At 73.8% G+C, this 22,988-nt stretch carries 23 protein-coding genes and 1 pseudogene; 12 read left to right on the forward strand and 12 right to left on the reverse strand.

Annotated elements, in window-relative coordinates; translation table 11 throughout:
- Positions 1-20 precede the first annotated feature (20 nt).
- Entirely contained in the window at positions 21-812 is a 792-nt protein-coding gene (locus tag ML5_RS27240) for a GntR family transcriptional regulator (protein WP_013286080.1), read from the forward strand.
- Positions 813-1,238: 426 nt separating this feature from the next.
- Here ML5_RS27240 and mshC read toward each other — a convergent pair whose 3' ends face one another.
- The 5 genes and pseudogenes from mshC to ML5_RS31690 all read right to left on the reverse strand — a co-directional run bounded on the left by mshC (position 1,239) and on the right by ML5_RS31690 (position 5,629).
- Complete coding sequence (gene mshC, locus ML5_RS27245) at positions 1,239-2,477, reverse strand: cysteine--1-D-myo-inosityl 2-amino-2-deoxy-alpha-D-glucopyranoside ligase (RefSeq protein WP_013476974.1); 1,239 nt, start codon at positions 2,475-2,477, stop codon at positions 1,239-1,241.
- 67 nt (positions 2,478-2,544) lie between these two features.
- Positions 2,545-3,363 (reverse strand): SCO1664 family protein, encoded by an 819-nt coding sequence (locus tag ML5_RS27250; RefSeq protein ID WP_013286078.1) that lies wholly within the window; start codon positions 3,361-3,363, stop codon positions 2,545-2,547.
- Positions 3,360-3,941: a DUF3090 domain-containing protein gene (locus ML5_RS27255; RefSeq protein ID WP_013286077.1), complete on the reverse strand. Its 582-nt coding sequence runs from the start codon at positions 3,939-3,941 to the stop codon at positions 3,360-3,362. The genes ML5_RS27250 and ML5_RS27255 overlap by 4 nt, the downstream gene beginning before the upstream one ends.
- A gap of 87 nt (positions 3,942-4,028) precedes the next feature.
- Positions 4,029-4,742, reverse strand: a complete 714-nt coding sequence (locus ML5_RS27260; protein WP_041784302.1) for a histidine phosphatase family protein — start codon at positions 4,740-4,742, stop codon at positions 4,029-4,031.
- 20 nt (positions 4,743-4,762) lie between these two features.
- Positions 4,763-5,629, reverse strand: a pseudogene (locus ML5_RS31690) (IS5 family transposase).
- Positions 5,630-6,508: 879 nt separating this feature from the next.
- On the opposite strand from ML5_RS31690, the gene ML5_RS27275 reads away from it, so the two are divergent.
- Positions 6,509-7,099 carry a hypothetical protein gene (locus ML5_RS27275; RefSeq protein WP_013476977.1) on the forward strand — a complete coding sequence of 197 codons (591 nt, stop codon included), beginning with the start codon at positions 6,509-6,511 and terminating at the stop codon, positions 7,097-7,099.
- 79 nt (positions 7,100-7,178) lie between these two features.
- Here ML5_RS27275 and ML5_RS27280 read toward each other — a convergent pair whose 3' ends face one another.
- Together ML5_RS27280 and ML5_RS27285 are read right to left on the reverse strand one after the other, a co-directional pair.
- Positions 7,179-8,015 carry an undecaprenyl-diphosphate phosphatase gene (locus tag ML5_RS27280; RefSeq protein WP_013286073.1) on the reverse strand — a complete coding sequence of 279 codons (837 nt, stop codon included), beginning with the start codon at positions 8,013-8,015 and terminating at the stop codon, positions 7,179-7,181.
- A complete protein-coding gene (locus ML5_RS27285) occupies positions 8,012-9,064 on the reverse strand; it encodes an LLM class F420-dependent oxidoreductase (protein ID WP_013286072.1) in 1,053 nt (350 codons plus the stop codon). The genes ML5_RS27280 and ML5_RS27285 overlap by 4 nt, the downstream gene beginning before the upstream one ends.
- A 164-nt stretch (positions 9,065-9,228) precedes the next feature.
- Between ML5_RS27285 and ML5_RS27290 the strand changes: the two genes are divergently transcribed.
- The gene (locus ML5_RS27290) at positions 9,229-10,197 is read left to right on the forward strand and encodes an aldo/keto reductase (RefSeq protein WP_013476978.1); all 969 of its coding nucleotides are present in this window, start codon (positions 9,229-9,231) and stop codon (positions 10,195-10,197) included.
- Between the two features lie 70 nt (positions 10,198-10,267).
- Positions 10,268-10,459 carry a DUF5703 family protein gene (locus ML5_RS27295; protein WP_030274256.1) on the forward strand — a complete coding sequence of 64 codons (192 nt, stop codon included), beginning with the start codon at positions 10,268-10,270 and terminating at the stop codon, positions 10,457-10,459.
- Between the two features lie 57 nt (positions 10,460-10,516).
- On the opposite strand, the gene ML5_RS27300 is transcribed toward ML5_RS27295, so the two are convergent.
- Complete coding sequence (locus ML5_RS27300) at positions 10,517-11,170, reverse strand: hypothetical protein (protein ID WP_013286069.1); 654 nt, start codon at positions 11,168-11,170, stop codon at positions 10,517-10,519.
- A gap of 61 nt (positions 11,171-11,231) precedes the next feature.
- Entirely contained in the window at positions 11,232-12,560 is a 1,329-nt protein-coding gene (locus ML5_RS27305; RefSeq protein ID WP_013286068.1) for a M20/M25/M40 family metallo-hydrolase, read from the reverse strand.
- Positions 12,561-12,687: 127 nt separating this feature from the next.
- Here ML5_RS27305 and ML5_RS27310 point away from each other — a divergent pair, with 127 nt between their 5' ends.
- Genes ML5_RS27310 through ML5_RS27320 form a run of 3 tightly spaced genes read left to right on the forward strand, consistent with a single transcriptional unit; the run spans position 12,688 to position 14,596 of the window.
- Positions 12,688-13,305 carry a hemerythrin domain-containing protein gene (locus ML5_RS27310; RefSeq protein ID WP_013476979.1) on the forward strand — a complete coding sequence of 206 codons (618 nt, stop codon included), beginning with the start codon at positions 12,688-12,690 and terminating at the stop codon, positions 13,303-13,305.
- Positions 13,306-13,352: 47 nt separating this feature from the next.
- On the forward strand, positions 13,353-14,339 hold the full coding sequence (locus ML5_RS27315; protein ID WP_013286066.1) for a LysR family transcriptional regulator: 987 nt from the start codon (positions 13,353-13,355) through the stop codon (positions 14,337-14,339).
- Between the two features lie 20 nt (positions 14,340-14,359).
- Positions 14,360-14,596 (forward strand): hypothetical protein, encoded by a 237-nt coding sequence (locus tag ML5_RS27320; protein ID WP_013476980.1) that lies wholly within the window; start codon positions 14,360-14,362, stop codon positions 14,594-14,596.
- A 47-nt stretch (positions 14,597-14,643) separates the two neighbouring features.
- Here ML5_RS27320 and ML5_RS27325 read toward each other — a convergent pair whose 3' ends face one another.
- The 3 genes from ML5_RS27325 to ML5_RS27330 form a co-directional block, all read right to left on the reverse strand.
- On the reverse strand, positions 14,644-14,994 hold the full coding sequence (locus ML5_RS27325) for a DUF3140 domain-containing protein (RefSeq protein WP_013286064.1): 351 nt from the start codon (positions 14,992-14,994) through the stop codon (positions 14,644-14,646).
- Positions 14,994-15,164 carry a hypothetical protein gene (locus ML5_RS32445; protein WP_013286063.1) on the reverse strand — a complete coding sequence of 57 codons (171 nt, stop codon included), beginning with the start codon at positions 15,162-15,164 and terminating at the stop codon, positions 14,994-14,996. Before ML5_RS32445 ends, ML5_RS27325 begins: the two co-directional genes overlap by 1 nt.
- A 62-nt stretch (positions 15,165-15,226) precedes the next feature.
- The gene (locus tag ML5_RS27330; protein WP_013476981.1) at positions 15,227-17,776 is read right to left on the reverse strand and encodes an ATP-dependent Clp protease ATP-binding subunit; all 2,550 of its coding nucleotides are present in this window, start codon (positions 17,774-17,776) and stop codon (positions 15,227-15,229) included.
- Positions 17,777-17,888: 112 nt separating this feature from the next.
- Between ML5_RS27330 and ML5_RS27335 the strand changes: the two genes are divergently transcribed.
- The 5 genes from ML5_RS27335 to ML5_RS27355 all read left to right on the forward strand — a co-directional run bounded on the left by ML5_RS27335 (position 17,889) and on the right by ML5_RS27355 (position 22,923).
- The gene (locus tag ML5_RS27335; protein WP_013476982.1) at positions 17,889-18,266 is read left to right on the forward strand and encodes a hypothetical protein; all 378 of its coding nucleotides are present in this window, start codon (positions 17,889-17,891) and stop codon (positions 18,264-18,266) included.
- A gap of 176 nt (positions 18,267-18,442) precedes the next feature.
- The gene (locus tag ML5_RS27340) at positions 18,443-18,703 is read left to right on the forward strand and encodes a hypothetical protein (RefSeq protein WP_013286060.1); all 261 of its coding nucleotides are present in this window, start codon (positions 18,443-18,445) and stop codon (positions 18,701-18,703) included.
- Positions 18,704-18,711: 8 nt separating this feature from the next.
- Positions 18,712-19,590: a hypothetical protein gene (locus tag ML5_RS27345; protein ID WP_013476983.1), complete on the forward strand. Its 879-nt coding sequence runs from the start codon at positions 18,712-18,714 to the stop codon at positions 19,588-19,590.
- A complete protein-coding gene (locus ML5_RS27350; RefSeq protein WP_013476984.1) occupies positions 19,583-22,255 on the forward strand; it encodes an FtsK/SpoIIIE domain-containing protein in 2,673 nt (890 codons plus the stop codon). The genes ML5_RS27345 and ML5_RS27350 overlap by 8 nt, the downstream gene beginning before the upstream one ends.
- Positions 22,252-22,923: a hypothetical protein gene (locus tag ML5_RS27355; protein WP_013476985.1), complete on the forward strand. Its 672-nt coding sequence runs from the start codon at positions 22,252-22,254 to the stop codon at positions 22,921-22,923. The genes ML5_RS27350 and ML5_RS27355 overlap by 4 nt, the downstream gene beginning before the upstream one ends.
- The last annotated feature ends 65 nt before the right edge of the window (positions 22,924-22,988 follow it).

Raw genomic sequence — 22,988 nt, forward strand, 5'->3', positions numbered from 1 at the left:
GCTGTTGTGAGGAGGCGGGCATGCAGATCAACCCCGGCGCGGCCGAGTTCCCGCACCGGCAGATCGCCGCGCAGCTCAAGGCCCAGGTGCGCCGCGGCGACTGGGGTCCGGGCGAGCGGCTGCCGTCCATCCCGGCCATCGCCGAGATGTTCGGCGTCGCGAAGCAGACCGTGCAGCGCGCCGTCGACCAGCTGCGGGTCGAGGGCATCCTGATCACCAAACCCGGCTCCGGTACGTACGTCCGGGGCACCCGGCGCCGCCTCAACCGCCTGTCCCGGGGCCGATACGGCGGCTTCCGCGGCTACCACACCGACCTGGCCGCCCGGTACCGCCAGCAGCTCGTCTCCGTCGGCCGCTCCCCCGCCCCGTCCGAGGTGGCCGACGCGTTCGGCGTCGCCGACGGCACCGAGCTGCTCTGCCGGCGGCACCTGGTACGCACCGACGACTCCCCGGTCGAGGTCGGCGCGTCCTGGTTCCTGCCCGCCGACACCGCCGGCACGTCACTGGAGCGGGCCGAGGCATTCGGCCGGCCGCTGTACCAGGAGGCGGAGGAGGTCACCGGCCGGCGGTACGTCACCGCCACCGACACGATCAGCGCCCGCCAGCCCAGCCGGGAGGAGGCGGAGATCCTCCAGATCCGCCCGGACACGCCGGTGCTGCACCTGCTGCACGTCGCCTACGACGAGCGGCACAAGCCGATCGAGGTCGCCCAGGCCACCTGGCCCGGCCCGATGACCACGCTGACCGAGGAGTACAAGATCCCCGCCCCCGCACCCGACCAGGACCCCGACCCGGGCCTGGTCCTGGGCTGACCCGCCCTCGTCGCCCGGCCCCGGCACCCCGGCACCCCGGCACCCCGGCACCCCGGCACCCCGGCACCCCGGCACCCCGGCACCCCGGCGATCTTGCACTTCCCGCCCCGGCGAACGGGACATTCACGACACCCACGGGGCCACAACTGCAAGATCGCCGAGTCAGCGGTCGGGTCGCCAGCGCACGGAGCAGCCGGGGCCGGCCACGCCCGAGTGGAACATCACGTGTGTCAAACCGTCCTCGACGCACCCACCACGTTCCACCCACGCCACACCCGCCCCCGGACGGCGCGATCTTGCGGTTGCGGCCCCCGCGAACGGGGCAAAAACGCCGGAACGTGGGCCGCAAGTGCAAGATCGACGCGCGAGCAGGGCGAGAAGGCGCGGCGCGAGGGCGATGAGACGCGGCGGAAGGGCGGGGCGGGGCTAGAGGGCGATGCCTAGGAGGGCGTCCACCGTGTCTCGGAAGAGGGCCGGAGCGGTCTCGTCGTCCGTGACGCCGTTCAGGGCGCCTTCGGCCCAGCTGTCGGCCGCCGCCAACGCACCCGGCGTGTCCAGGTCGTCGGCCAGGCGCTCGCGTACCGCGGCCAGCAACGCCGCCCCCGACGGCCCGGCCGGCGCGGCGGCGGCCCGCCGCCAGCGGCCCAGCCGCTCCTGCGCCTCGGTGAGCAGGTCGTCGGTCCAGGAGCGGTCGCTGCGGTAGTGCCCGCTCATCAGCGCCAGCCGGACCGCCATCGGGTCGACCTTGTCGGCCCGCAGCCGGGACACGAAGACCAGGTTGCCCTGGGACTTCGACATCTTCTCGCCGTCCAGGCCGATCATGCCGGCGTGCACGTAGTGGTCGGCGAACGGTGCCTCGCCGGTCAGCCGCTCGGCGTGCGCGGCGGAGCACTCGTGGTGCGGGAAGATCAGGTCGTTGCCGCCGCCCTGCACGTCGATCCGGTCGCCGAGCAGGTTCAACGCGATGACTGTGCACTCGATGTGCCAGCCGGGACGGCCCGGGCCCAGGTCGCCGCCGGGCCAGGACGGCTCGCCCTCGCGGGCGCCGCGCCACAGCAGCGGGTCGAGCGGGTCGCGCTTGCCGGCGCGTTCCGGGTCGCCGCCGCGCTCGGCGAACAGCTCGATCATCTGCTCGCGGGTCAGGTTGGACTCGTAGCCGAACCGGGGCGCGGCGGAGATGTCGAAGTAGACGTCGCCGGTGCCGTCGTCGAGCCGGTACGCCGCGCCGTCCTTGAGCAGCATCAGCACCTTCTCGGCGATGTCCGGGATCGACTCGACCGCGCCGACGTAGTGCGCCGGCGGGATCATCCGCAGCGCCTCCATGTCCTCGCGGAACAGCGCGGTCTCCCGCATGGCCAGGACCTTCCAGTCCTCGCCGTCGCGCTCGGCGCGCTCCAGCAGCGGGTCGTCGATGTCGGTGACGTTCTGCACGTACCGCACGTCGAGGCCGGCGTCGCGCCACATCCGCTGCACCAGGTCGAACGTGATCATGGTGGCGGCGTGCCCGAGGTGCGTCGCGTCGTACGGGGTGATGCCGCAGACGTACATCGAGGCCGCGCCCTCGGGCCGGCTGGGATGGGCGCCCTGCCGCGCCGAGTCGTACAACCTCAGCGACACGCCCTCGCCGGGCAGCCGTGGCACGTCATGTCCCGCCCAAGACTCCATGACCGCCAGCCTAACGATCCGTCAGACGCTCGGGTGCCGCCCTACGGGTGATCAACGCGACAGCAGCTCACATGGGTGGCCAGGGCATCGCCGGCCACTCCTGCGGCGGCAGGGGGAACCGGCCGCTCTCGCGCAGCCGCTCGACCCGTTCCGCCAGCGCGGCCAGCTCACCGATGGTCAGGTGCTCGGCCAGTTCCTCACCGAGCGGCCCGCGGAGCTGCCCGGCCAGGCCGTCGAGCATCTCCACCGCGTCCGGCGGCAGTTCGCGGCCGGCCCAGCCCCACAGGACCGTACGCAGCTTCTCCTCGACGTGGAAGCTCACGCCGTGGTCGACGCCGTAGATCCGGTCGTCCGGGCCGACGAGCACGTGCCCGCCCTTGCGGTCGGCGTTGTTGATGATCGCGTCGAGCACGACGAGCCGGGCCAGGCGAGGGTCGTCGGCGTGCGCCAGCGCGTACGCCGCCCCGTCGTCGTCGCGCGCCGCGGCGACCGGGAACCAGCGCGGTGGGATCTCCCGCGCCGGCACGAACCCGACCAGCGGCTCGGCGTCGTCCGGCTCGTCGATCCAGAGCTGGCACGAGCCGGGGCCGAACGGGCCGTCGCGCAGCACCGTGGGCGGAACCAGGTCCCAGCCGGTGGCCCGGGACACCAGGTAGGCGGACACCTCCCGGCCGGCGAGCGTGCCGTCCGGGAAGTCCCAGAGCGGGCGCTCGCCGCGTACCGGCTTGTAGACACAGTGCGCTGTCACGTCGCCGAGCGCGATGACGCCGCGCAGCGTCGCGTTGGAGGCGTCGACGAGCCGCCCCTCCAGGGTCAGCTCACCGTCGGCGAGCAGCCGCAGCGCCTCGGCGCCGTCCTGTCGGGGCTGCAGTTCCGACGAGGTCACCGGTGATAGCCGTTGTGCCGGGGGCAGAGGTGACCGGCCGGGTCGAGCGGCTGGCCGCACAGCGGGCAGGGGGGCCGGCCGGCGTTGACGACGCGCTTGGCCCGTTCGATGAACTCGCGGGTCGCCTCCGGGGTCAGCCGCACCCGCAGGCGGTCGAGGTCGTCGTCCGGCTCGTCCGGGTCCTCGTCGGCGTCGTCGTCCGCGTCGCCCAGCTCGACCTCGACCTCGGCCTCACCGACGGCGATCGCCTCGATCACCACGGTGGCGGTGTCCACGTCGAAGGCCAGGCCCAGCGTGCCGACCCGGAACTCCTCGTCCACAGGCGTGTCGAGCGGCTCGTTGTCGCCGGTCACGGTGGTGACCGGCTCCGGGAGCTTCACGCCGAAGCGGCGCTGCGCCTCGGCGAGCAGCTCCTCCAGCTTCTCGGCGAGCAACGACACCTGGACCTTCTCCAGCGACACGCTGACCAGCCGGCCGCCGCCGCGCGCCTGGAGGAAGAACGTGCGCTCCCCCGGCGGGCCGACCGTACCGGCGACGAACCGCTCCGGCGGCTCGAAGGCGTGCACCTGGTGCGTCATACCCACGACCCTATCCGGCGTGTGGAAGCACCGCGCAGCCCACCGACGCCGAATCCGCCCAGAGCGAACGCGCCGCGTACACCCGCTTCACCCGGCCGCGCCCGCGCCTCCGCCGACCGCCGCGTCGGACTCGGCCGCCCGCGCCGGTCGCCGGCGCCGCTTGCGCGGCGGCGGGACCAGCGCCGACAGGTCACCGCCGGTGTCGTTGAGCCGGACCAGGAACGGCCGCAACGGGGTGTAGCGGATCGCCGTCACCGACGCCGGGTCGGCCACGATCCGCTGAAAAAGATCAAGGTGTACGCCGAGCGCGTCCGCCACGATCGCCTTGATCACGTCGCCGTGGCTGCACGCCAGCCAGATGGCCTCCGGCCCGTGCTCGGCGGTGACCCGCGCGTCCCACGCCCGTACCGCGGCGACCGCGCGCGCGGACATCGCCGCCATCGACTCGCCCTGCGGGAACGCGGCGGCGCTCGGGTGCTGCTGGACCACCGGCCAGAGCGGCTCCTTCGCCAGCTTCTTCAACGACTGCCCCTCCCAGTCGCCGTACCCGCACTCGATCAGCCCTTCGTCGACGACCGGCTCGGTGCCGGGAAGCGCCAGCTCGAGGGTCTGCCGGCAGCGGATGAGCGGGCTGGTCACCACCGCCGCCAGCGGGAGCCCGGCGAGGCGCCCGCCGACCGCCGTGGCCTGCGCCCGGCCGGTGTCATCCAGCTCGACCGGTTGCCGCCCGGCCAGGCCGCCGTCGGCGTTCGCGGTGGTCCGGCCGTGTCGCAGAAGCAGAAGGGTCGCCACGCAGACCACCCTAGGGCCTGTCCTGTCGATCATGGAAGCCAGATGACAGCGGCGATGAGGATCAGACTGGCTCGGTAGAGGGATGCGCGTTTGGCGTAGCGGGTGGCCAGGTCACGCCATTGCTTGAGTCGGTTGAAGCAGCGTTCTACGACGTTGCGTTTGCGGTAGGTCGCCTTGTCGAAGGCGGGTGGTCGCCCGCCGGTGCTGCCCTTGGCGGCGCGGCGGGCGATCTGGTCGGCGCGTTCGGGGATGACGTGCCGGATCCCGCGTTGGCGCAGGGCTCGACGGGTGGAGTCATGGGCGTAGCCCTTGTCCGCGATCAGCACGTCAGGGCGCTTTGCGGGGCCGGCCCGGTCCGGGCTGGTTGACGCGGATCGCGTCGAGCAGGGCGAGGAGCTGGGGGTTGTCGCCGGCCTGGCCCGGGGTGAGCAGGATCGACAACGGCCGGCCGCGTCCGTCGACTGCGAGGTGGATTTTCGTGCTCAGTCCTCCGCGTGATCGGCCGATGGCCTCGCCATCTTGCGCACCAGGCGTCGCCGGACTTGTCGGGGAGCCCCCTTTTTGCGGGCGCCAGCGGCATGCTGATGCGCCCGCACGATCGACGAGTCGATGCTGATCGTCCACTGCACCGGTGTGCCGTCGTCGTGCACCTGCGCCGCCGCGAGGATCCGATCCCATGTCCCGTCGGCGCTCCACCGACGCAGCCGCTCATGGCAGGTCTTCCACGGCCCGAAACGTTCGGGCAGGTCACGCCACGGCGCACCCGTGCGCAGCTTCCACAAAATCCCGTTGATGACCTGCCGGTGATCTCGCCACCGCCCACGAGCACCGCCCGGCTCCGGTAGCAGCGGCGCGATCACCGCCCACGCCTCATCGGTCAACTCACCACGACGCACCACCGACACATCGTCAACGATCAACCACTACAAGATCGGCAGGACACGCCCTAGGCGGTACGTCCCCCGATGATCGTCCCGCCACGACAGCCCGTTCCCGGCCGCTCCCGGCTCCCGGCCCGCCTCCGCCCCCTTCGCCCCCCTTTCGGCGTCGATCATGAGGTTGGCCTGGACAAATCGGACGGCAATCCCGGCCAACTTCATGATCGACCGACGGAAGGCGTCCCGTGGGCGACGCCCAGCCCGCGCTCGACGGGATCAGGTGCGTGGCGGCGGAGATCTTGGAAGGTTTGCGCCCCTCTGAGGGCCTTCTCGTACCAAGATCTCCCGCCGAGCGTGGGCGGATGCCGGGTGCCCCGCTCCGGCCGGGCTCGCGCCAATAGCTCCACCCTCGCGGACCCACCCACTCGGCCGATCATGAGGTTGGCGGAGACAAACCGGACAGACGATGCCGCTAAGTTCATGATCGACGCGGCGGGACGCGGGGCGGGCGCGACGTCGGTGGCGGGGACATGGCGGGCTCGGGTGGATGGGGGCGGTGTCCGGGCTGCGTCGGGTGTCCGGTTTCAGGGTGGTCGGGGACACCCGGCTGGCGGAATCGTGGGCGGGGCCGGGGCGTTATACCTGGTGAACGACCGCAGCAGCACCCCCGCAGCACGCGAACGCGGGTGCAGGCCCCCGGAATGATCCCGGGCAGGCGGTCGTTGTGGATGTCTCCGGCGCCACCCAGCCGAACCCCGCACGCCACCCCCGGGCGTGCCGCGGGCAGCGTGAGCAGGACGCCGGATCCCCCGAACCTTTCTTGAGCGCCTGACGGTGCTCGCACCCGCACCGAACCCCCCTTCGGCGCGGGCGTCGACCCCCGAATGGAGCCCCCTCATGAACACGATCCTGCGGAAGAGCATCCTCGGTATCGCCGGTCTGACCGTCGCCGGTGGCCTCGCCGCCGGCCCCCTCAACCACGACACCACCACCCCCACCACGCGGGACGCCGCGGTCACCACCACTCAGGCCGCCGCGAAGCTCGACACCGCCACACTCATCCCGCACGGCGTGCAGGGCACCCAGTCCCACATCGACCTCAACGACGAGCAGACCGCCAACGTCAAGGCCATCATCGCCGCCACCAAGAAGGCCGGCATGGACGAGCGCGCCGCCGTCGTCTCCATCGCCACGGCGCTGCAGGAGTCGAAGCTGGAGAACCTCGGCCACCTCGGCGACCGTAACGACCACGACTCGCAGGGCCTGTTCCAGCAGCGCCCCTCCTCCGGTTGGGGCACGGTCGAGCAGATCACCGACCCCGAATACTCCACCACCGCCTTCCTCAAGGGCCTCAAGCAGGTCGACGGCTGGCGCGACATGCCCCTGACCAAGGCCGCCCAGACCGTCCAGGTCTCCGCCTACCCCGACCACTACGCCCAGTGGGAACAGCAGGCCGCCGACCTCGTCGCCCAGCACTGGAACAGCTGAGACGAACCAAGTAAGAACAGCGAAAGGCCGGCACCCCGAACCAACGGGGTGCCGGCCTTTCGCGTACCAGAAGACAGCGTCAGGTCGCGCTGATCGTGCCGGTCGCCAGCAGGCAGATCACCAGGCTGCCCAGCGCCACCCGGTACAGCACGAAGACGTACAGCGTGTGGTGTGCGACGTAGCGCAGCAGCCACGCGATGGCCGCGTAGCCGACGGCGAACGCGATGAGCGTCGCGATCACCATCTGCGCCACGCTCGGCGCGGCGGTGCCCGGCGCGGACGGCTCGAAGACGTCCGGGAGGCTGAACACGCCGGAGATCACCACGGCCGGGATCGCCAGCAGGAACGAGTAGCGGGCCGCGGTCTCCCGGGTGAGGTTGAGCAGCAGGCCCGCGGTCAGGGTGCCGCCCGAGCGGGAGACGCCGGGGACCAGCGCCGCGGCCTGGGCGAAGCCCATGATGACGCCGTCGCGCATCCGGAAGTTCTCCAGCGTACGGGTCTGCCGGCCCCAGTACTCGGCGAAGGCCAGCAGCATCGCACCGATGATCAGCGTGCAGGAGATCAGCCAGAGGTTCCGGCCGGCGGTGCGGATCTGGTCCTTGAAGATCAGCCCGAAGATGCCGATCGGGATGGTGCCGACGATGACGTACCAGCCCATCCGGTAGTCGAGGCTCGACCGCACCGAACGGTCGACCAGGCCGACGAACCAGGTCCGGACGATCCGCCAGATGTCCTTGGCGAAGTAGATCAGGACGGCGGCCTCGGTGCCGAGCTGGGTCACCGCGGTGAACGACGCGCCCGCGTCCCGGCCGAAGAACAGGGCCGAGGTGATCCGCAGGTGCCCGGACGAGGACACCGGAAGGAACTCGGTCAGTCCCTGGACCAGGCCCAGGACGATGGCCTCGATCCAGGTCACTCGCCGACTCCGGACAGCTCCAGCGCCTCGGCGACGGTACGCAGGGTCTGCACCCCGCTGTCCCGGTCGGCCACGAACAGCGACACCGACAGCGTGGTCACGCCGGCGGCGGCGTACTCCCGCATCCGCTCGGCGATGCGCTCCTTCGGGCCGAGCAGCGAGGTGCGGTCGATGAACTCCATCGGTACGGCGGCGGCCGCGTCGCGCTGCCGCTTGGCCAGGTAGAGGTCCTGGACCTCGCGGGCGGCGTCGCCGTAGCCCATCCGGGTGGCGAGCTGGTTGTAGAAGTTCTGCTTGCGGCTGCCCATGCCGCCCACGTACAGCGCGGCGTACCAGCGCACCAGCTCGGCGCAGGTGGCGATGTCGTCGCCGACCACGACCGGCACGGACGGCACCACGTCGAAGCCGGCCAGTTCCTTGCCCGCCGCCGCGCGCCCGGCGCGCACCGAGGCGAGGTGCTCCTCGGCGAACTCCGGTGAGTAGAAGACGGCCAGCCAGCCGTCGGCGATCTCGCCGGCCAGTTCCAGGTTCTTCGGGCCGACTGCGGCCAGGTAGATCGGGATGTGGTCGCGCGGCGGGTGGAAGCCCAGCCGCAGCGCCTTGCCGGGGCCGTCGGGCAGCGGCAGCGTGTAGTGCTCGCCGTCGTACGCGACCTCCTTGCGGGCCACCGCCAGCTTGACGATGTCGACGTACTCCCGGGTGCGGGCCAGCGGCTTGGCGAACCGCACGCCGTGCCAGCCCTCGGAGACCTGCGGGCCGGACACGCCCAGGCCGAGCCGGAACCGGCCGCCGGAGAGCGTGTCGATGGTCGCGGCGGTCATCGCGGTCATGGCGGGGGTACGGGCCGGGATCTGCATGACCGCGGAGCCCACGTCGATGCGCTCCGTCTGACCGGCGATCCAGGCCAGCATGCTCGGCGAGTCCGAGCCGTACGCCTCCGCGGCCCAGACCACCGAGTAGCCGAGCCGGTCCGCCTCCTGGGCCAGCGCCAGGTGGTCGAAGGGCGTGCTCCACGCCGTCTGGTATCCGAGGTTGAGCCCGAGTCGCACTGATCCTCCCACCGTCCGCACCACAGGTCGCATCAGGTTACGCAATGAGCGTGGCGCCCTCGACGTCCGGCTCGCCCCGAACATGTCACACCGGGTGGAGCTCGCGCGGGAAGTTGACTGCGGCGAGGATATCCGTGACGCCGGGTTCGAAATAAGGTTCACGCATGCAACAGCGACCGCTCGGCCGAAGCGGGCTGGCGGTATCGCGGCTCGCGCTCGGCACCATGACCTGGGGACGGGACACCGACGCCGACGACGCGGCCGCCCAGCTGAAGAGCTACCTCGACGCGGGCGGCAACCTCCTCGACACCGCCGACGTGTACGCCGACGGCGACGCCGAGTCGGTGATCGGCTCGCTGCTGGGCAGCCTGGTGGACCGCGACGAGCTGCTGATCGCCACCAAGGCGGGCCTGCGGCCGGGCAGCCGCCGCCGGGACGGATCGCGCGGTCACCTGCTGCGTACGCTGGACGCCTCGCTGCGCCGGCTGGGCACCGATCACGTCGACCTGTGGCAGGTGCACGGGTACGACCCGGACACCCCGCTGGAGGAGACGCTCTCGGCGCTGGACCACGCGGTGTCCAGCGGGAAGGCCCGCTACGTGGGTGTGTCGAACTTCTCCGGCTGGCAGACCGCCCGGGCCGCCGCCTGGCAGGCCGCCTGGCCGGGGCGCGCCCCGGTGGTCGCCGCGCAGGTGGAGTACTCGCTGCTGGAGCGCGGCGTGGAGCGGGAGGTGCTGCCCGCCTGCGCCGGGATGGGGCTGGGCGTGCTGCCCTGGTCGCCGCTGGGCCGGGGCGTGCTCACCGGCAAGTACCGCAACGGCCGCCCGGCCGACTCGCGGGCGGTGTCGCCGCATTTCGAGCGGTTCGTCGCGACGTACCTGGAGCCGCGCTGCTCCAGCATCGTGGAGGCGGTGGCGATCGCGGCCGGTGGGCTCGGCGTGTCGCCGCTGGAGGTGGCGCTGGCCTGGGTGCGGGACCGGCCGGGCGTGACCGCGCCGATCCTGGGCGCCCGCACCGTCGGGCAGCTGCTCGGCGCGTTGCAGGTGGAGCGGATGACGCTGCCGGAGGAGATCGTCACGGCGCTGGACGACGTGTCGGCGGTGCCGGTGGGCTATCCGGAGCGCGACGGCTGAGCCGTACGAGGGCGATCCGGGTCACCCGCAGGGGGTGGCGGAGGGCCCACGACCTGGGCAGCATAGGGGCATGGACTACGAATACGCGCCGCTGCGGTTGCCCTCGAACGTCGATCGGCTGACCGCCGCGGCGCAGCTGGCGATCCAGGCCGAGTTCTCCGGCTGGGAGCTGGCCCGGGTGCGGCTCTACCGGGACGGCACGCGGCAGGTGGTGCTGCGGCGCCGCCTGGTCAACCAGTCGCAGCCGGGTCTGTCGTACTGACGAGGGGCCCGTCCCCGGGGCCGCGCGACGCGGCGCCGCCCCGGGGACGCGCACGGCCTAGTGCGCGTGGTCGTGCTCCTCGTCGAGCTCCATGAACGGGTGCTCGTCGAGCCGGCCGACCAGCCGGTCGTCGGCGGCCGGCTGGAACGGGCCGACCGGGTCGTCGTCGTCGAACGACTCCAGGTCGACGGGGGTGCCGACCTCGCTGACCATCACCACACCGTCCAGCGGCTCCAGCTCCGGCACGTCGAGCGCGGACAGCGAACCGTCGCCGCTCTGCAGCAGCTCCAGCACCGCCTCGCCGACGCCCTCCACCGGCGCCGGCTCGTCCTCCTCCGGGGTGCCCTCCCGGCGGGCCGCCTCGGCCGCGCGCAGCAGCGCGGCGACGCTGGGCACCCGGTAGTCGCGCCGCTGCCGCACCGAGATGACCCGCGGGTGCGGGTCGGTGGGCTCGCCGCCCTCGACGGCGCCGAAGCGCTCGTCGGCCTCGTCCGGGTCGATCGACTCCACGTCCCAGGGCGTCACCTCGCCGAACGCGTCGAGCAGCTGCTCGTCGTAGGCGAACGAGGCGTTGTTCAACGCGACGTACGCCTGCCAGACGGCGTCGTCGTCGATCCGGCCCTGGGCGGCCCGGACGGCGGCCAGGTGGGCGCGGGCCGCGTCGATCACCCGCTCGAGGGCGGCGTCCAGCTCACCGTGCTGGTCGGTCATGTGTGGCAGTCCCTTCGCGATGGGGGGAGGTTCCGCGCCGGCGGCGCCGCGGCGGGCGCGGTCAGCAGGTACGGAGGAAGCGGTCCAGAACCCGCACGCCGAACTGTAGTCCGTCCAGCGGAACCCGCTCGTCGATGCCGTGGAACAGGCCGGAGAAATTGAGGTCGGCGGGCAGCCGCAGCGGCGCGAACCCGAAGCAGCGGATGCCGAGCTGGGAGAACGCCTTGGCGTCGGTGCCGCCGGAGAGCATGTACGGCACGGGGTGCGCGCCCGGGTCCTCGGCGCGCAGCGCCTCCGACATGTGCGCCACCAGGTCACCGTCGAACGTGGTCTCCAGGGCCGGCTGGCGCTGGACGTACTCGATGGCGATGTCCGGCCCGACCAGCTCGCGCAGCTGCCGCTCCAGTTCCTCGCTCTGGCCGGGCAGGCTGCGGCAGTCGATGGTGGCGGTGGCCCGGCCGGGGATGACGTTGTCCTTGTAGCCGGCGGCCAGGCGGGTCGGGTTGGCGGTGTTGCGGACGGTCGCGCCGATGATGTTGGCGATCGGGCCGAGCTTGGCGATCGCGGTCTCCGGGTCGTCCGGGTCGATCTCGATGCCGAGCACGTCGGAGACCTCGGCGAGGAACGCTCGTACGGTGTCGGTCATCACGACCGGGAAGCGGTGCCGGCCGATCCGGGCGACCGCCTCGGCGAGCGCGGTGACGGCGTTGTCGTCGTGCACCATCGAGCCGTGGCCGGGCCGGCCCTTGGCGTGCAGGCGCAGCCAGTCGATGCCCTTCTCGGCGGTCTCGATGAGGTAGAGGCGGCGCTGCTCGTCGACGGAGTAGGAGAAGCCGCCGACCTCGCCGATCGCCTCGGTGCAGCCGTCGAACAGGTCCCGGTGGCGCCGGGTGAGGAAGTGCGCGCCGTAGTCGCTGCCGGCTTCCTCGTCGGCGGTGAACGCGAGCACGACGTCGCGCCGGGGGCGGACGCCGGTGCGCTGCCAGTCGCGGACCACGGCGAGCACCATCGCGTCGAAGTCCTTCATGTCGATCGCGCCGCGGCCCCACAGGTAGCCGTCGCGGATCTCGCCGGAGAAGGGGTGCACCGACCACTCGTCCGGGTCGGCGGGCACCACGTCGAGGTGGCCGTGCACCAGCAGCGCGTCGCGGCCGGGCTCGGTGCCGGGGATCCGGGCGACCAGGTTGGCCCGGCCGGGCGCGGATTCGTGGATCTCGGCGTCGACGCCGACCTCGGCGAGCTTCTCCGCCACGTACTCGGCGGCGCGCCGCTCCCCCGCGCTGGTGTCGTTGTCGCCGGTGTTGGTGGTGTCGATGCGCAGCAGGTCGCGGCAGAGGTCCACGACCTCGTCGGTGGCGTCGGGTCGGGCGGGGGCGGCGTCGCTCGTCATCGCTTCCTTATACCAGCAGGTGAGGTGGTCGCGGGCCGCCGGTGTCGGGCGGCGGTTTCGCGGATCGTCCGGCCGGGTACCGCCGGACCGCCCGGACATCGACTCCGGCCGTCACGAGGAGGGCACCATGACCGTCCCCCTGCCGCCGCTGCCGCCCGCCGCCGACGACACGTACCGGCCGGGTGGGCGCAGCGTCGCCGAACTCGTGGACACCGAGCACCGGGTGCTGCTGGGGCTGGCCGACCGGGTCACCGACCCGACGCTGGACGCCGCCGGCCGGCGCGAGGTGCTCGACGTCCTGACCGCTGCGGTGTCCCGGCACCTGTCCGCCGAGGAGCAGTACCTGTTCCCGGCGGCCCGCGCCGCCGTGCCGGACGCCGCGGAGCTGGTCGAGCGGGAGATCGAGGCGGACGCCGGGCTGCTGACCGCGCTCAAGGAGCTGTCCGGCGCGGACGACCCGGCGGTCGCCGACGTGGCCGAGCGGGTACGCCGGCACGTCAGCCGCGTCGCGGCGCTGGTCACGCCGCTGCGGGAGGTGGCCAGCGACGCCGAGCTGATCCGGCTGGGCAACCGGTGGGAGATCGCGGAGGAGGCGGCGCCGACCCGTCCGCACCCCGGCACGCCCGCCACGCCGCCCTGGAACAAGATCGTCGAACCGGCGGTCGGGGTGCTGGACAAGGTGCGCGACGCGGTCACCGGACGGCGCACGCGGCTGAGCGACCTGGAACATCGCCGCGAGGGGTGAGCCGATCGCCCCTTCCGTGTATCGGTTCGTGGTCCTACCGTCACGGTATGGATCTGGAGCTGCGACACCTGCGTGTGGTCTGCGCGATCGCGGAGACGGGGAGCGTCACCAAGGCCGCTTCGGCGCTCGGCCTGGCCCAGCCGGCGCTGACCGCCCAGCTTCAGCGGATCGAAAGGGCGCTGGGCGGGCCGTTGTTCGAACGGGACCGCCGCGGCGCCCGCCCGACCGCGCTGGGTGAGCTGGTGCTGGACCGGGCGCGGGTGCTGCTGCCGGCGATGAAGGGCCTGCGGGACGAGGCGGCCCGGATGGCCGGTGCGGGCGATCCGCTGCGCCGGTACCGCTTCGGCGGCGTGAACAGCCCGATCCTGGGCCGGCTGGTGCACCGGCTGGCCGCCGAGCGTCCGGACGCGCAGATCACCACGTACGGCTCGTGGTCGGTGGACGAACTCGCGCAGATGGTGGCCGGTGGCCGGCTCGACTTCGCGCTGACCGGGGTGTGCGGCGACTCGACGCCGTCGGCCGGGTTCGGGCTGAGCTGGCGGGAGGTGGCGGTCGAGCCGATCTGCGTGCTGCTGCCGCAGACCCACCCGCTGGCCGGCCGCGCCGACGTCGACCTGGTCGATCTGCGGCGCGAGCGGTGGGTGGCCGCGCCGGGCGACGGCTGCTTCGGCGACTGCTTCGCCGCCGCCTGCGCCCGCTCCGGCTTCACCCCGAAGAAGGTGTACGAGGCGGACGTGCGGGCCGCGCTGGACCTGGTGGACGCGGGCGAGGCGGTGGCGTTGTGCCAGGCCACGTTCCGTCCGGTGGCCGGGCTGGTCACCCGCAGGCTCGCCGGCACGCCGCTGCGCTGGCGGCTGCTGCTGGGCTGGCATCCGGACGTGCCGGCCGCGGCGGTGGCCGAGCCGGTGCTGGCGGCGGCCGTCGCCGCGTACACGGACGCGCTGGCGAACCATCCGGAATACCTGGGCTGGCTGCTGGCGCACCCGGAGTTCGGCGTGCAGCCCAACGGCTCGGGCGGGGTGCGAATCGCCTGAACCCGGGTATCACCGGCGACATGACTGATCTGTATCCGGCCGCCGACCAGCGGGAGCTGCTGCGCCAGGCGGCCACCGCGCACACCACCGCCTCCGCCGAGGTGGAGGCGTTCCTGCGCCGGTTGCCGGAGGTGCCGGGGCCGGCCGACGTGACCGAGTATGCCAACCTGCTCAGCCGCGAGGAACGCGCCCGGGCCGACCGGCAGGCCGCGGCGGACGCGGCCGGGCTGCGGCTGCCCAGCCTGGAGTCGGAGTAGCGCGCGGCGCCCGGGCGGGTGGTCCGCCCGGGCGCCGCCGCACCGGCTCAGCGTTCGACGAGTACGTCGTGACCGAGGTCGAGCAGGGCGTGGCGCCACTCGTCGTCGGCGTTGCCCCGGCGTGGCCGCTGCGCGGTCAGCTCCCGGATCCGGCTGATCGCCTCCCGCATCACCTCGATGTCCTCCGGCGTGAGGTCCACCTTGCGCTTGCGCAGCACGGCGAGGATCTGCCGGCCCGGCTCGGGCAGGTCCAGGTCCGGGCCCGGACCGAACGCCTCCTCTCCCGAGCCGCGGGTCAGCAGCCACTGCCGCAGCGTCTCGGAGGACACGTTCACCTCGGCGTGGAAGTCGTCCCAGATCACCTCGACCTCGGGGTCGAGTCGCGCCTCGCGTACCATCACGCCTCCTCTCCCGGCGGCGGCCCGGGTGCCGGCTCGCCCTCGTTCGGTGTGTGCTGCTTCAGACCCTCCGGCGGCACCCGGACCCGGGACGGGTTCGCCGTCGGGGCCGCCTCGATCGGTTCACCGGCTCCGGTGTCGTCGTCGGGGACTTCCTCGGGTTCGGTCATGTCCGCCCTCCGGTCCTTCGGTGACGGCCCGTCCCGGCCCGGCCGGGACGGGCCCCGGCCGGTCATCGGGGATGGGACGTGGTGGCCGGTGTGTAGCCCCGCTCACCGGCGGTGACGTCGAAGACGAGCTGGTCGTCACGGGTGTCGACGGTGACCTTCTGCCCCGGTGAGACCTTGTTCTCCAGCAGCATCCGGGACAGCCGGTTGTCGACCTCGCGCTGGATCACCCGGCGCAGCGGCCGGGCGCCGAACTCCGGCTGGTAGCCGTGCTCGGCGAGCCAGTCGACGCCCGCCGTACTGAAGTCGACCTGGATGTCCTGGGCGTGCATGCGGCGGCGGGTCTCCTCCAGCAGCAGCCCGGTGATCTGGCGGAGCTGCTCGGCCTCCAGCCGCTGAAAGATGATCACCTCGTCGATGCGGTTGAGGAACTCCGGGCGGAAGTTCTCCTGGAGCCGGCGCATCAGCCGCTCCCGCAGCTCGTCGCTCTCCTGCTCGCCGGGCCCGCCGGTGGCGAAGCCGACGGTGCGCTGGGTGCCGGTGATCAGCTCCGAGCCGAGGTTGCTGGTCATGATCAGGACGGTGTTCTTGAAGTTCACGGTGCGGCCCTGGCTGTCGGTGAGCCGGCCGTCGTCGAGCACCTGGAGCAGGATGTTGAACACGTCCGGGTGCGCCTTCTCGATCTCGTCGAGCAGCACCACCGCGTACGGGCGGCGGCGGACCGCCTCGGTGAGCTGACCGGCCTCCTCGTAGCCGACGTACCCGGGCGGGGCGCCGACCAGCCGGCTGACCGTGTGCCGTTCCTGGAACTCGCTCATGTCCACCCGGACCATCCGGTCCGCCTCGCCGAACAGCGCCTCGGCGAGCGCGCGGGCCAGCTCGGTCTTGCCGACGCCGGTCGGGCCGAGGAACAGGAAGCTGCCCATCGGCCGGTCCGGGTCGGCCAGCCCGGTGCGGGAGCGGCGTACCGCCTCGGCGACGGCGCTGACCGCGTCGTCCTGGCCGATGATCTTCTCGTGCAGGTGCCCCTCCAGGCGCAGCAGCCGGTCGCGTTCCTCCTCGGTGAGCTGGGTGACCGGGATGCCGGTGGCCCGGGAGACCACCTCGGCGATCTCCGTCGGCCCCACCTCGGGCACGTGGCTGGGGCCCTCGTCGCCGCGGGCGCGGCGGACCTGGTCCTCCAGTTCGGCTAGCCGGTCGCGCAGCGCGGAGGCCCGCTCGTACTGCTCGTCGGAGACCGCCTGTTCCTTGTCCCGGCGCGTCTCGTCGAGCTGCTGCTCCAGCTCGCGCACGTCCTCGGCGGGGGTACGGGTGCGCAGCCGCACCCGCGCGCCGGCCTGGTCGATCAGGTCGATCGCCTTGTCCGGCAGGAACCGGTCGGTGACGTACCGGTCGGACAGCTCACCGGCGGCGATCAGCGCCTCGTCGGTGAACCGGACCTGGTGGTGCGCCTCGTACCGGTCGCGCAGGCCGCGCAGGATCGCGATGGTGTCGTCGACCGTCGGCTCGGGCACCAGCACCGGCTGGAACCGGCGGGCCAGTGCGGCGTCCTTCTCGATGCTGCGCCGGTACTCGTCGAGCGTGGTCGCGCCGATCACCCGCAGCTCGCCGCGCGCCAGGGCGGGCTTGAGCATGTTCGACGCGTCCATTCCGCCCTCGCTGCCGGCGCCGCCCGCGCCGACCAGCGTGTGGATCTCGTCCAGGAAGATGATCAGCTCCTCGCGGTGGGCGCGGATCTCGTCGATCACCTTCTTCAGGCGCTCCTCGAAGTCACCCCGGTAGCGGGTGCCGGCGACCAGGCCGGACAGGTCGAGCTGGATCACCCGCTTGCCGATCAGCGTCTGCGGCACGTCGCCGTCACAGATCCGCTCGGCCAGGCCCTCCACGATCGCGGTCTTGCCGACACCGGCCTCACCGATCAGCACCGGGTTGTTCTTGGTCCGCCGGGACAGGATCTCCACCGCCTGCTCGATCTCGTCGGCCCGGCCGATCACCGGGTCGATCTGGTCCATCCGGGCCAGCTCGGTGAGGTCCTGGCCGTACTGGTCGAGCGTCGGGGTGCCCCGGTCCGGGCGCGGGGCGTTCGCCGCGCCGCGCTCGGCGCTGGCCGCCTGCAACGACTCGGGCTGGATCCGGCCGGCGGCGAGCATCCGGCCGGCCGGCGACTCGGGGTTCAGCGGCAACGCCATCAGGATGTGCTCGGGACCGATGTAGTTGGCGCCCATGGCGCGGGACAGCTGGTGCGCGTCCAGCAGCGCCCGCTTCGCGGCCGGGGTCAGCGACAGGTTCGGCGGCACCTCGCCGCGCGGTGCGCCCTCACCGCGCCCGCCCAGCGCGCCCAGCAGCGCGTCCGGGTCGGCGCCGGCCCGGCGGACCAGGTCACGCAACGGCTCGCGCTGCAACGCCGCCCAGAGCAGGTGGTCGGTGTCCAGGTCGTTGCTGTGCTTCTGGGCGGCGCGGCGGGCCGCGTCGGCGAGCATCTCCCGGGCGTCGGCGGTCATCAGGCGCGTGATGTCGACCCGGTGCGCCGGCCGGCGTCCCCCCTCGCCCCGGCCGAAGTATCGGGCCAGGAACTCGTCCCAGGGGTCGTTGCCGAAGTCACCCGGTCCCATCATCTCGTCCTCCGCAGTCAGTCGGCACGACCGGCACCCGGCACGCGCGGCACGGTCGGCGGTGGCTACCCGGCGGTCGGCGCGACAAACGCGACCGGATGGCAGGCTGGGGGGCATGGAGAGCAGACCGCTGCTGATCGTGGACGGCGCGAACGTGGTGGGCTCGCGCCCGGACGGCTGGTGGCGCGACCGGGCCGGCGCGGCGGTCCGGCTGCGCGACGCGCTGGTGCCCGTCGGCGAGGCGGGCGTGCCGCCGGAGCTGCCGCCACCGGTGCAGGTGGTGCTGGTGGTGGAGGGCGCGGCCCGGCACGTGGCACCCGCGCCCGGCGTGGAGGTGGTCTCCGCGCCCGGCTCCGGCGACGACACGATGGTCGAGCTGGTCGCCGCGGCACCGGATCGGCGGCGGGTGGTGGTCACCGCCGACCGGGAGCTGCGCGAGCGGGTGACCGCGCTGGGCGCGGAGGTACGCGGCCCGCGCTGGCTGCGCCCTTAGCCCGGCCGGTCCCGCGAGCGGGACCACGGCGTCCGCCGGCGGGACCGCCGGCCGGGGTCTTCGCGCACGTCAACGCGGGAACCGGACACGAGGGCCGCAACCACGCGAGGGTGGATGTTCGTCCACCCGTTCCGATGGGTTGTAATGGAGATCTCTTCCGCCCCCAGGAGGTCCCCGTGGCGAGCGTCGCCGAGCTGAAGGCCGCCATCGATGTCGCTCTCCAGCAGATCGGTGACGGCCAGACAGCGGTGCAGGCAGCCGGCGAGAAGCTGGCCGAGGCGCAGCAGACGCTGGCCGGCGCGCTGGAGGGCAGCGGTCACGAGACGGTCGAGGCGGCCCAGGCCTCGCTGACACAGGCGGGCCAGGAACTGGAGGAGTGTCTGGCCGCGACACTGGTCGCGGTGGAACAGGCACAGCTCTACGTCGCGACGCTCTGAGGCCGGCCGTGTCCATAGTCGAGGACATCGGCGCGCAGGTGCGCGCCGCCGCCGAGGAACTGCCGCTGGCGCAGCTCGCCGCCGCGCTGGAGAAGCTCGGCCAGGCGCAGGAGCGGCTGCGCTGGGTGCGCCAGGAGTCGTCCGACCCGATGGGGGTACCGGAGCTGTCCTCGGCCACCGAGCACGCCGAGACCGCCGGCTACGCGCTGCGCGTGGCGCAGGAGCAGCTCACCGCGTACCTGGCCGCGATCGGGCTGGCGCCGGACGGGGCGCGGCCGGCGCCGCCGGGCGAGCGGCCGCCGAAGCACGACACGCCGCGCGGCGAGGAGCCGCCCGCGGCCGCCCCGGCCGCCGAGCCGGGTGAGCAGCCGGCGGTACGGCGCTGGTGGGCGGTGCGGGTGGCGGAGCTGACCGGCGGCCGGGAGGGCGCGCCGGACGAGCCGGACGAACGCGTCGAGGACTCCCACGAGCTGCTGCGCCGGGTGGTCGCCGGGATCCGCTCCGGTGACCGGGACCGGCTGCACCGCGAGCTGCGCCGGGCGCACGCCGACGTGGGGCTGGGGCTGGCCGCGATCACCCCGCCGCTGCTGCGCGAGCTGGCCGGTGAGCTGCTCGGCCATCCGCCCCGTGCGGACGACCTGCCCCGGCTGCGCGGCGCGCTGGACTCCCGGGTCCGCGACCTGCTGCCCGGGCTGCCGCGGCCGGTGCTGGACACGCTGCTGACCCGGGTGTGCCGGATGCCCCCGCCGCGCCGCGACGACGACGCGGAGCAGCCGCACGCGGCCGACCCGGCGGTCACCGCGGGTGTGCTCACCGGGGTGCTGCTCGACCGGCTCGGCCGGGACCTGCCCAAGGACACCGACGATCGGGAGCCGTCCCGTGGCTGACGTCCGCGCTCAACTGGTGACGCGGGTCCGGGGGATGCTCTCCGAGGCCCTGGGCGCCACCCGTACCCGGCTCACCGCCGCCGAGGCCGAGCTGGCCGCGAGCCGGGAGCGGCTGGCGCGTACCCGCCGGGCCGCCGCGGCCGTGCCCGCCCGGGTGGGCGCCGCCCGCGACCGGCGCCTGGCCGAGATCGACGCCCGGCACACGGCCCGCCTCGCCGAGCTGGCCCGGCGGGCCGCCGCCGCGGCACAGCGGGAGGCGCCGGGCGCGGCGTCCGCGCCCTGGGACCGCTGGCAGGCCACGTCCGCCGGCCGGTCCGAGCCGCCCGGCTCGTTGCGGGTCGGCACGGTACGCCTCGACGGCGCCGAACCGGTGCCGGCGCTGGTCCCGCTCCTGGACGCCGGGCACGCGCACCTGGCCGGCGGCGACCGGGACGGGCTCGCCGCCGTGGTCCCCGCGCTGCTGCTGCGCTCGGTCGGACGGGCCGACCCGGGCGCGGTGCGGCTGTACGGATACGACCCGGAGCACCTGGGCGGCGGTCTGGCCGGGTTCGCGCCGCTGGGCACGGCCGGGCTGCTCACGTTCGTCGGGCCGGGCGGGCTGGGCCGCCTGCTGGACGACCTGGTGGAGCAGATCCGCCGGATCAACGCCACGGTGCTCGCCGGTGAGTACGGCTCGCTGCGCGAACTGGCCGCCGCCACCGGACGCCGGCCGGAGCCGTGGCGGGTGGCGGTGCTGCTCGGCGGCGACGAGCTGTCCCGGCACGAGCGCGGCCAGCTCGACCGGGTGGTGCGTACCGGTGCGGCCTGCGGCGTGCACCTGGTGGTCCGCGGCATCGAGCTGCCCGACGACCCGACCGTCACCCGGATCACGGTGGAGCCGGACGACGCCCGGGTGGCCGGACTGCCGGTGGTGCTCGACGCGCCGCCGCCGCCCGCCCTGGTCACCGAGACCTGCCGCACCGTCGCCTCCCGGGTGGCCGCCGGCCCGCCGCCGACGCCGTTCACCGACCTGCTCCCGCCGCCGGACGAGTACTGGCGGGAGGACTCGGCGCACGGGCTCAGCGCCCCGATCGGCGAGGGCCCGCACGGGCGGCAGGTGCTGCTCACGCTCGGCGACTACCCGCCGCACGCGCTGATCGGCGGCCCGTCGGGCACCGGCAAGACGAACCTGATCTTCGCCTGGATCGGCGCGCTCGCCGCCCGCTACTCCCCCGCCGAGCTGGAGTTCTATCTGCTCGACTTCAAGGAGGGCGTGTCCTTCGCCCGGTTCGCGCAGGGCCGGCGCGACCCGAGCTGGCTGCCGCACATGCGGCTGGTCGGCATCAACGTCAACACCGACCGGGAGTTCGGCCTGGCGCTGCTGCGCTTCCTCGCCGAGGAGCTACGCCGGCGCGCCGACGCCGCGAAGAAGCACGAGGTCACCAAGCTGGCCGAGCTGCGCGCGGTGGACCCGGACGGGCACTGGCCGCGCATCGTCGCGGTGGTCGACGAGTTCCAGGCGCTGCTCGCCGGCCGGGACGTGGTCGCCCGGGAGGCCGCCGACCTGCTGGAGGACCTGGCCCGGCGGGGCCGGTCGCAGGGCATCCACCTGGTGCTGGCCTCGCAGGACGTGCGCGGCATCGAGGCGCTGTGGGGGCGGCCCGCGCTGGTCGCCCAGTTCACGCTGCGGATCGCGCTGCCGAAGGCGCTGCGCATCCTGGCCGAGCGCAACGACGCGGCGCAGTCGCTGCCCCGCCACCACGCGGTGATCAACGCCGAGTCGGGCCTGGCCGAGGGGAACGAGGTGGCCCGGATCCCGTCGGCGAGCGACTGGGAGACGTGGAGCGAGCTTCAGCACCGGCTGTGGCGGATGCGCCCGCAGGACGCCGCGCCGGCCCGGCTGTTCGACGGCGACGCGATCCCGAAGCTGGCCGACGCGCCGGACTTCCGCGCGCTGACCGCGCCGGAGCAGGGCGTGCCCCGCAGCCCGGTGGCGCTGCTCGGCGAGATCATCGACGTGCAGTCCCGCTCGGCGGCGCTGCGGCTGCCCCGCGCTCCCGGCCGCAACCTGGCGGTGCTCGGCACCCGGGTGGACGAGGCGTGCGCGGTGCTCGACGCCGCCGCCCGGTCGCTGGCCCGGCAGTACCGGCCCGGCACCGCCCGGTTCTCCATCGCCTGCCTGGACCCGGACGCCGACCCGGCCGCCCGCGCCCTGTACGAGGATCTGGAAGGCGACGCCTCCTGGTACGACGAGGAGACGGTGCCGGAGCTGATGGCCGAGGTGGGCGACGGACTCGGCGCGCCGGGTGCGGCGCGTACCCCGCACTTCCTGCTGCTGTACGCGGTGGACGCGGCCGCCGCGGCGCTCGCCGGCAAGGCCGGTACGCGCACCGGGCTGGAGCAGTTGCGCCGGATCCTGCACGACGGGCCGGAACGGCGTACGCACGTGCTGGCGTGGTGGCGCGGCGTGGCCCGGATGCGCGTCGACCTGGGCGGCGCGGGCGCGCGCACCGACCAGATCGGCGCCTGGGTGGCGCTGGACGTGCAGGGCGGTGAGCTGGGCTCCTCGCTGTATCCGGGCAGCGGCGGGCCGGACTGGTATCCCCGGCCGTGGCGCGGTCTCTACTTCGACCGCGCGGTGCACCGCACCGGACAGGTGATCATCCCTTATGGTCCGTCCCGATGAACGAACCGGTTGCCAGTGAGACGTACAACGCGCAGATCCGCCGGCTCGCCGAGCTGACCTCCCGGGTGTCCGCCCAGCGGGCCGAGGCGCACACCTGGTACGCCCAGCAGGTGGCCGCCGCGGACCGGGCGGTCGCCGAGGCCGCCGAGCAGGTGCGGCAGGCCGAGGCGGAGGTGGCCGAGGCGTCCCGGATGGTGGAGCGCGTCGACGGCGAGGTCACTCACCTGTGGACGCAGTTGCGGGCCCGGCTCGGTGTGGGCGCCCGGCGGCTCGGTGACCCGCCCGGCCCGGTACGCGGCGCCGCCGGTGACCCGGTGCCGCTGCTGCGGGCGGTCCGGGACCTGCTGGACCGCACCGGGGCGCCGGGCGAGTTGCCCGGCTCGGTGAACCCGCTGCTGGTCGCGTGCGGGATCGGCGGGGCGCTGGTGGCGTACGCCCTGGGGGTGGCTGCGCGGGCGCTGGCCGCCGGTTCCAGCGGCGACCTGGCGGTGGGCCTGCCGGTGCTGGCGCTGGTGGTGACGTTGCTCGGCCCGGTGATCGGGCTGGCGCCCGCCCGGCTGCTGGCCGACCGCCGCCACGCGGTGCTGACCCCTCGCCCGATGATCCTGGTGGCCGTATCCGGCCTGGTGACGACGCTGCTCCTGCTCACTGTGACATACACCCGCTGACCGCCGGCGATCATGGGTCGGCGGCGCGACACGCCGTCGCGCCGCCGGTCGACCTCATGATCGCG

It is taken from the genome of Micromonospora sp. L5, assembly GCF_000177655.2.
GTDB lineage: Bacteria > Actinomycetota > Actinomycetes > Mycobacteriales > Micromonosporaceae > Micromonospora > Micromonospora aurantiaca.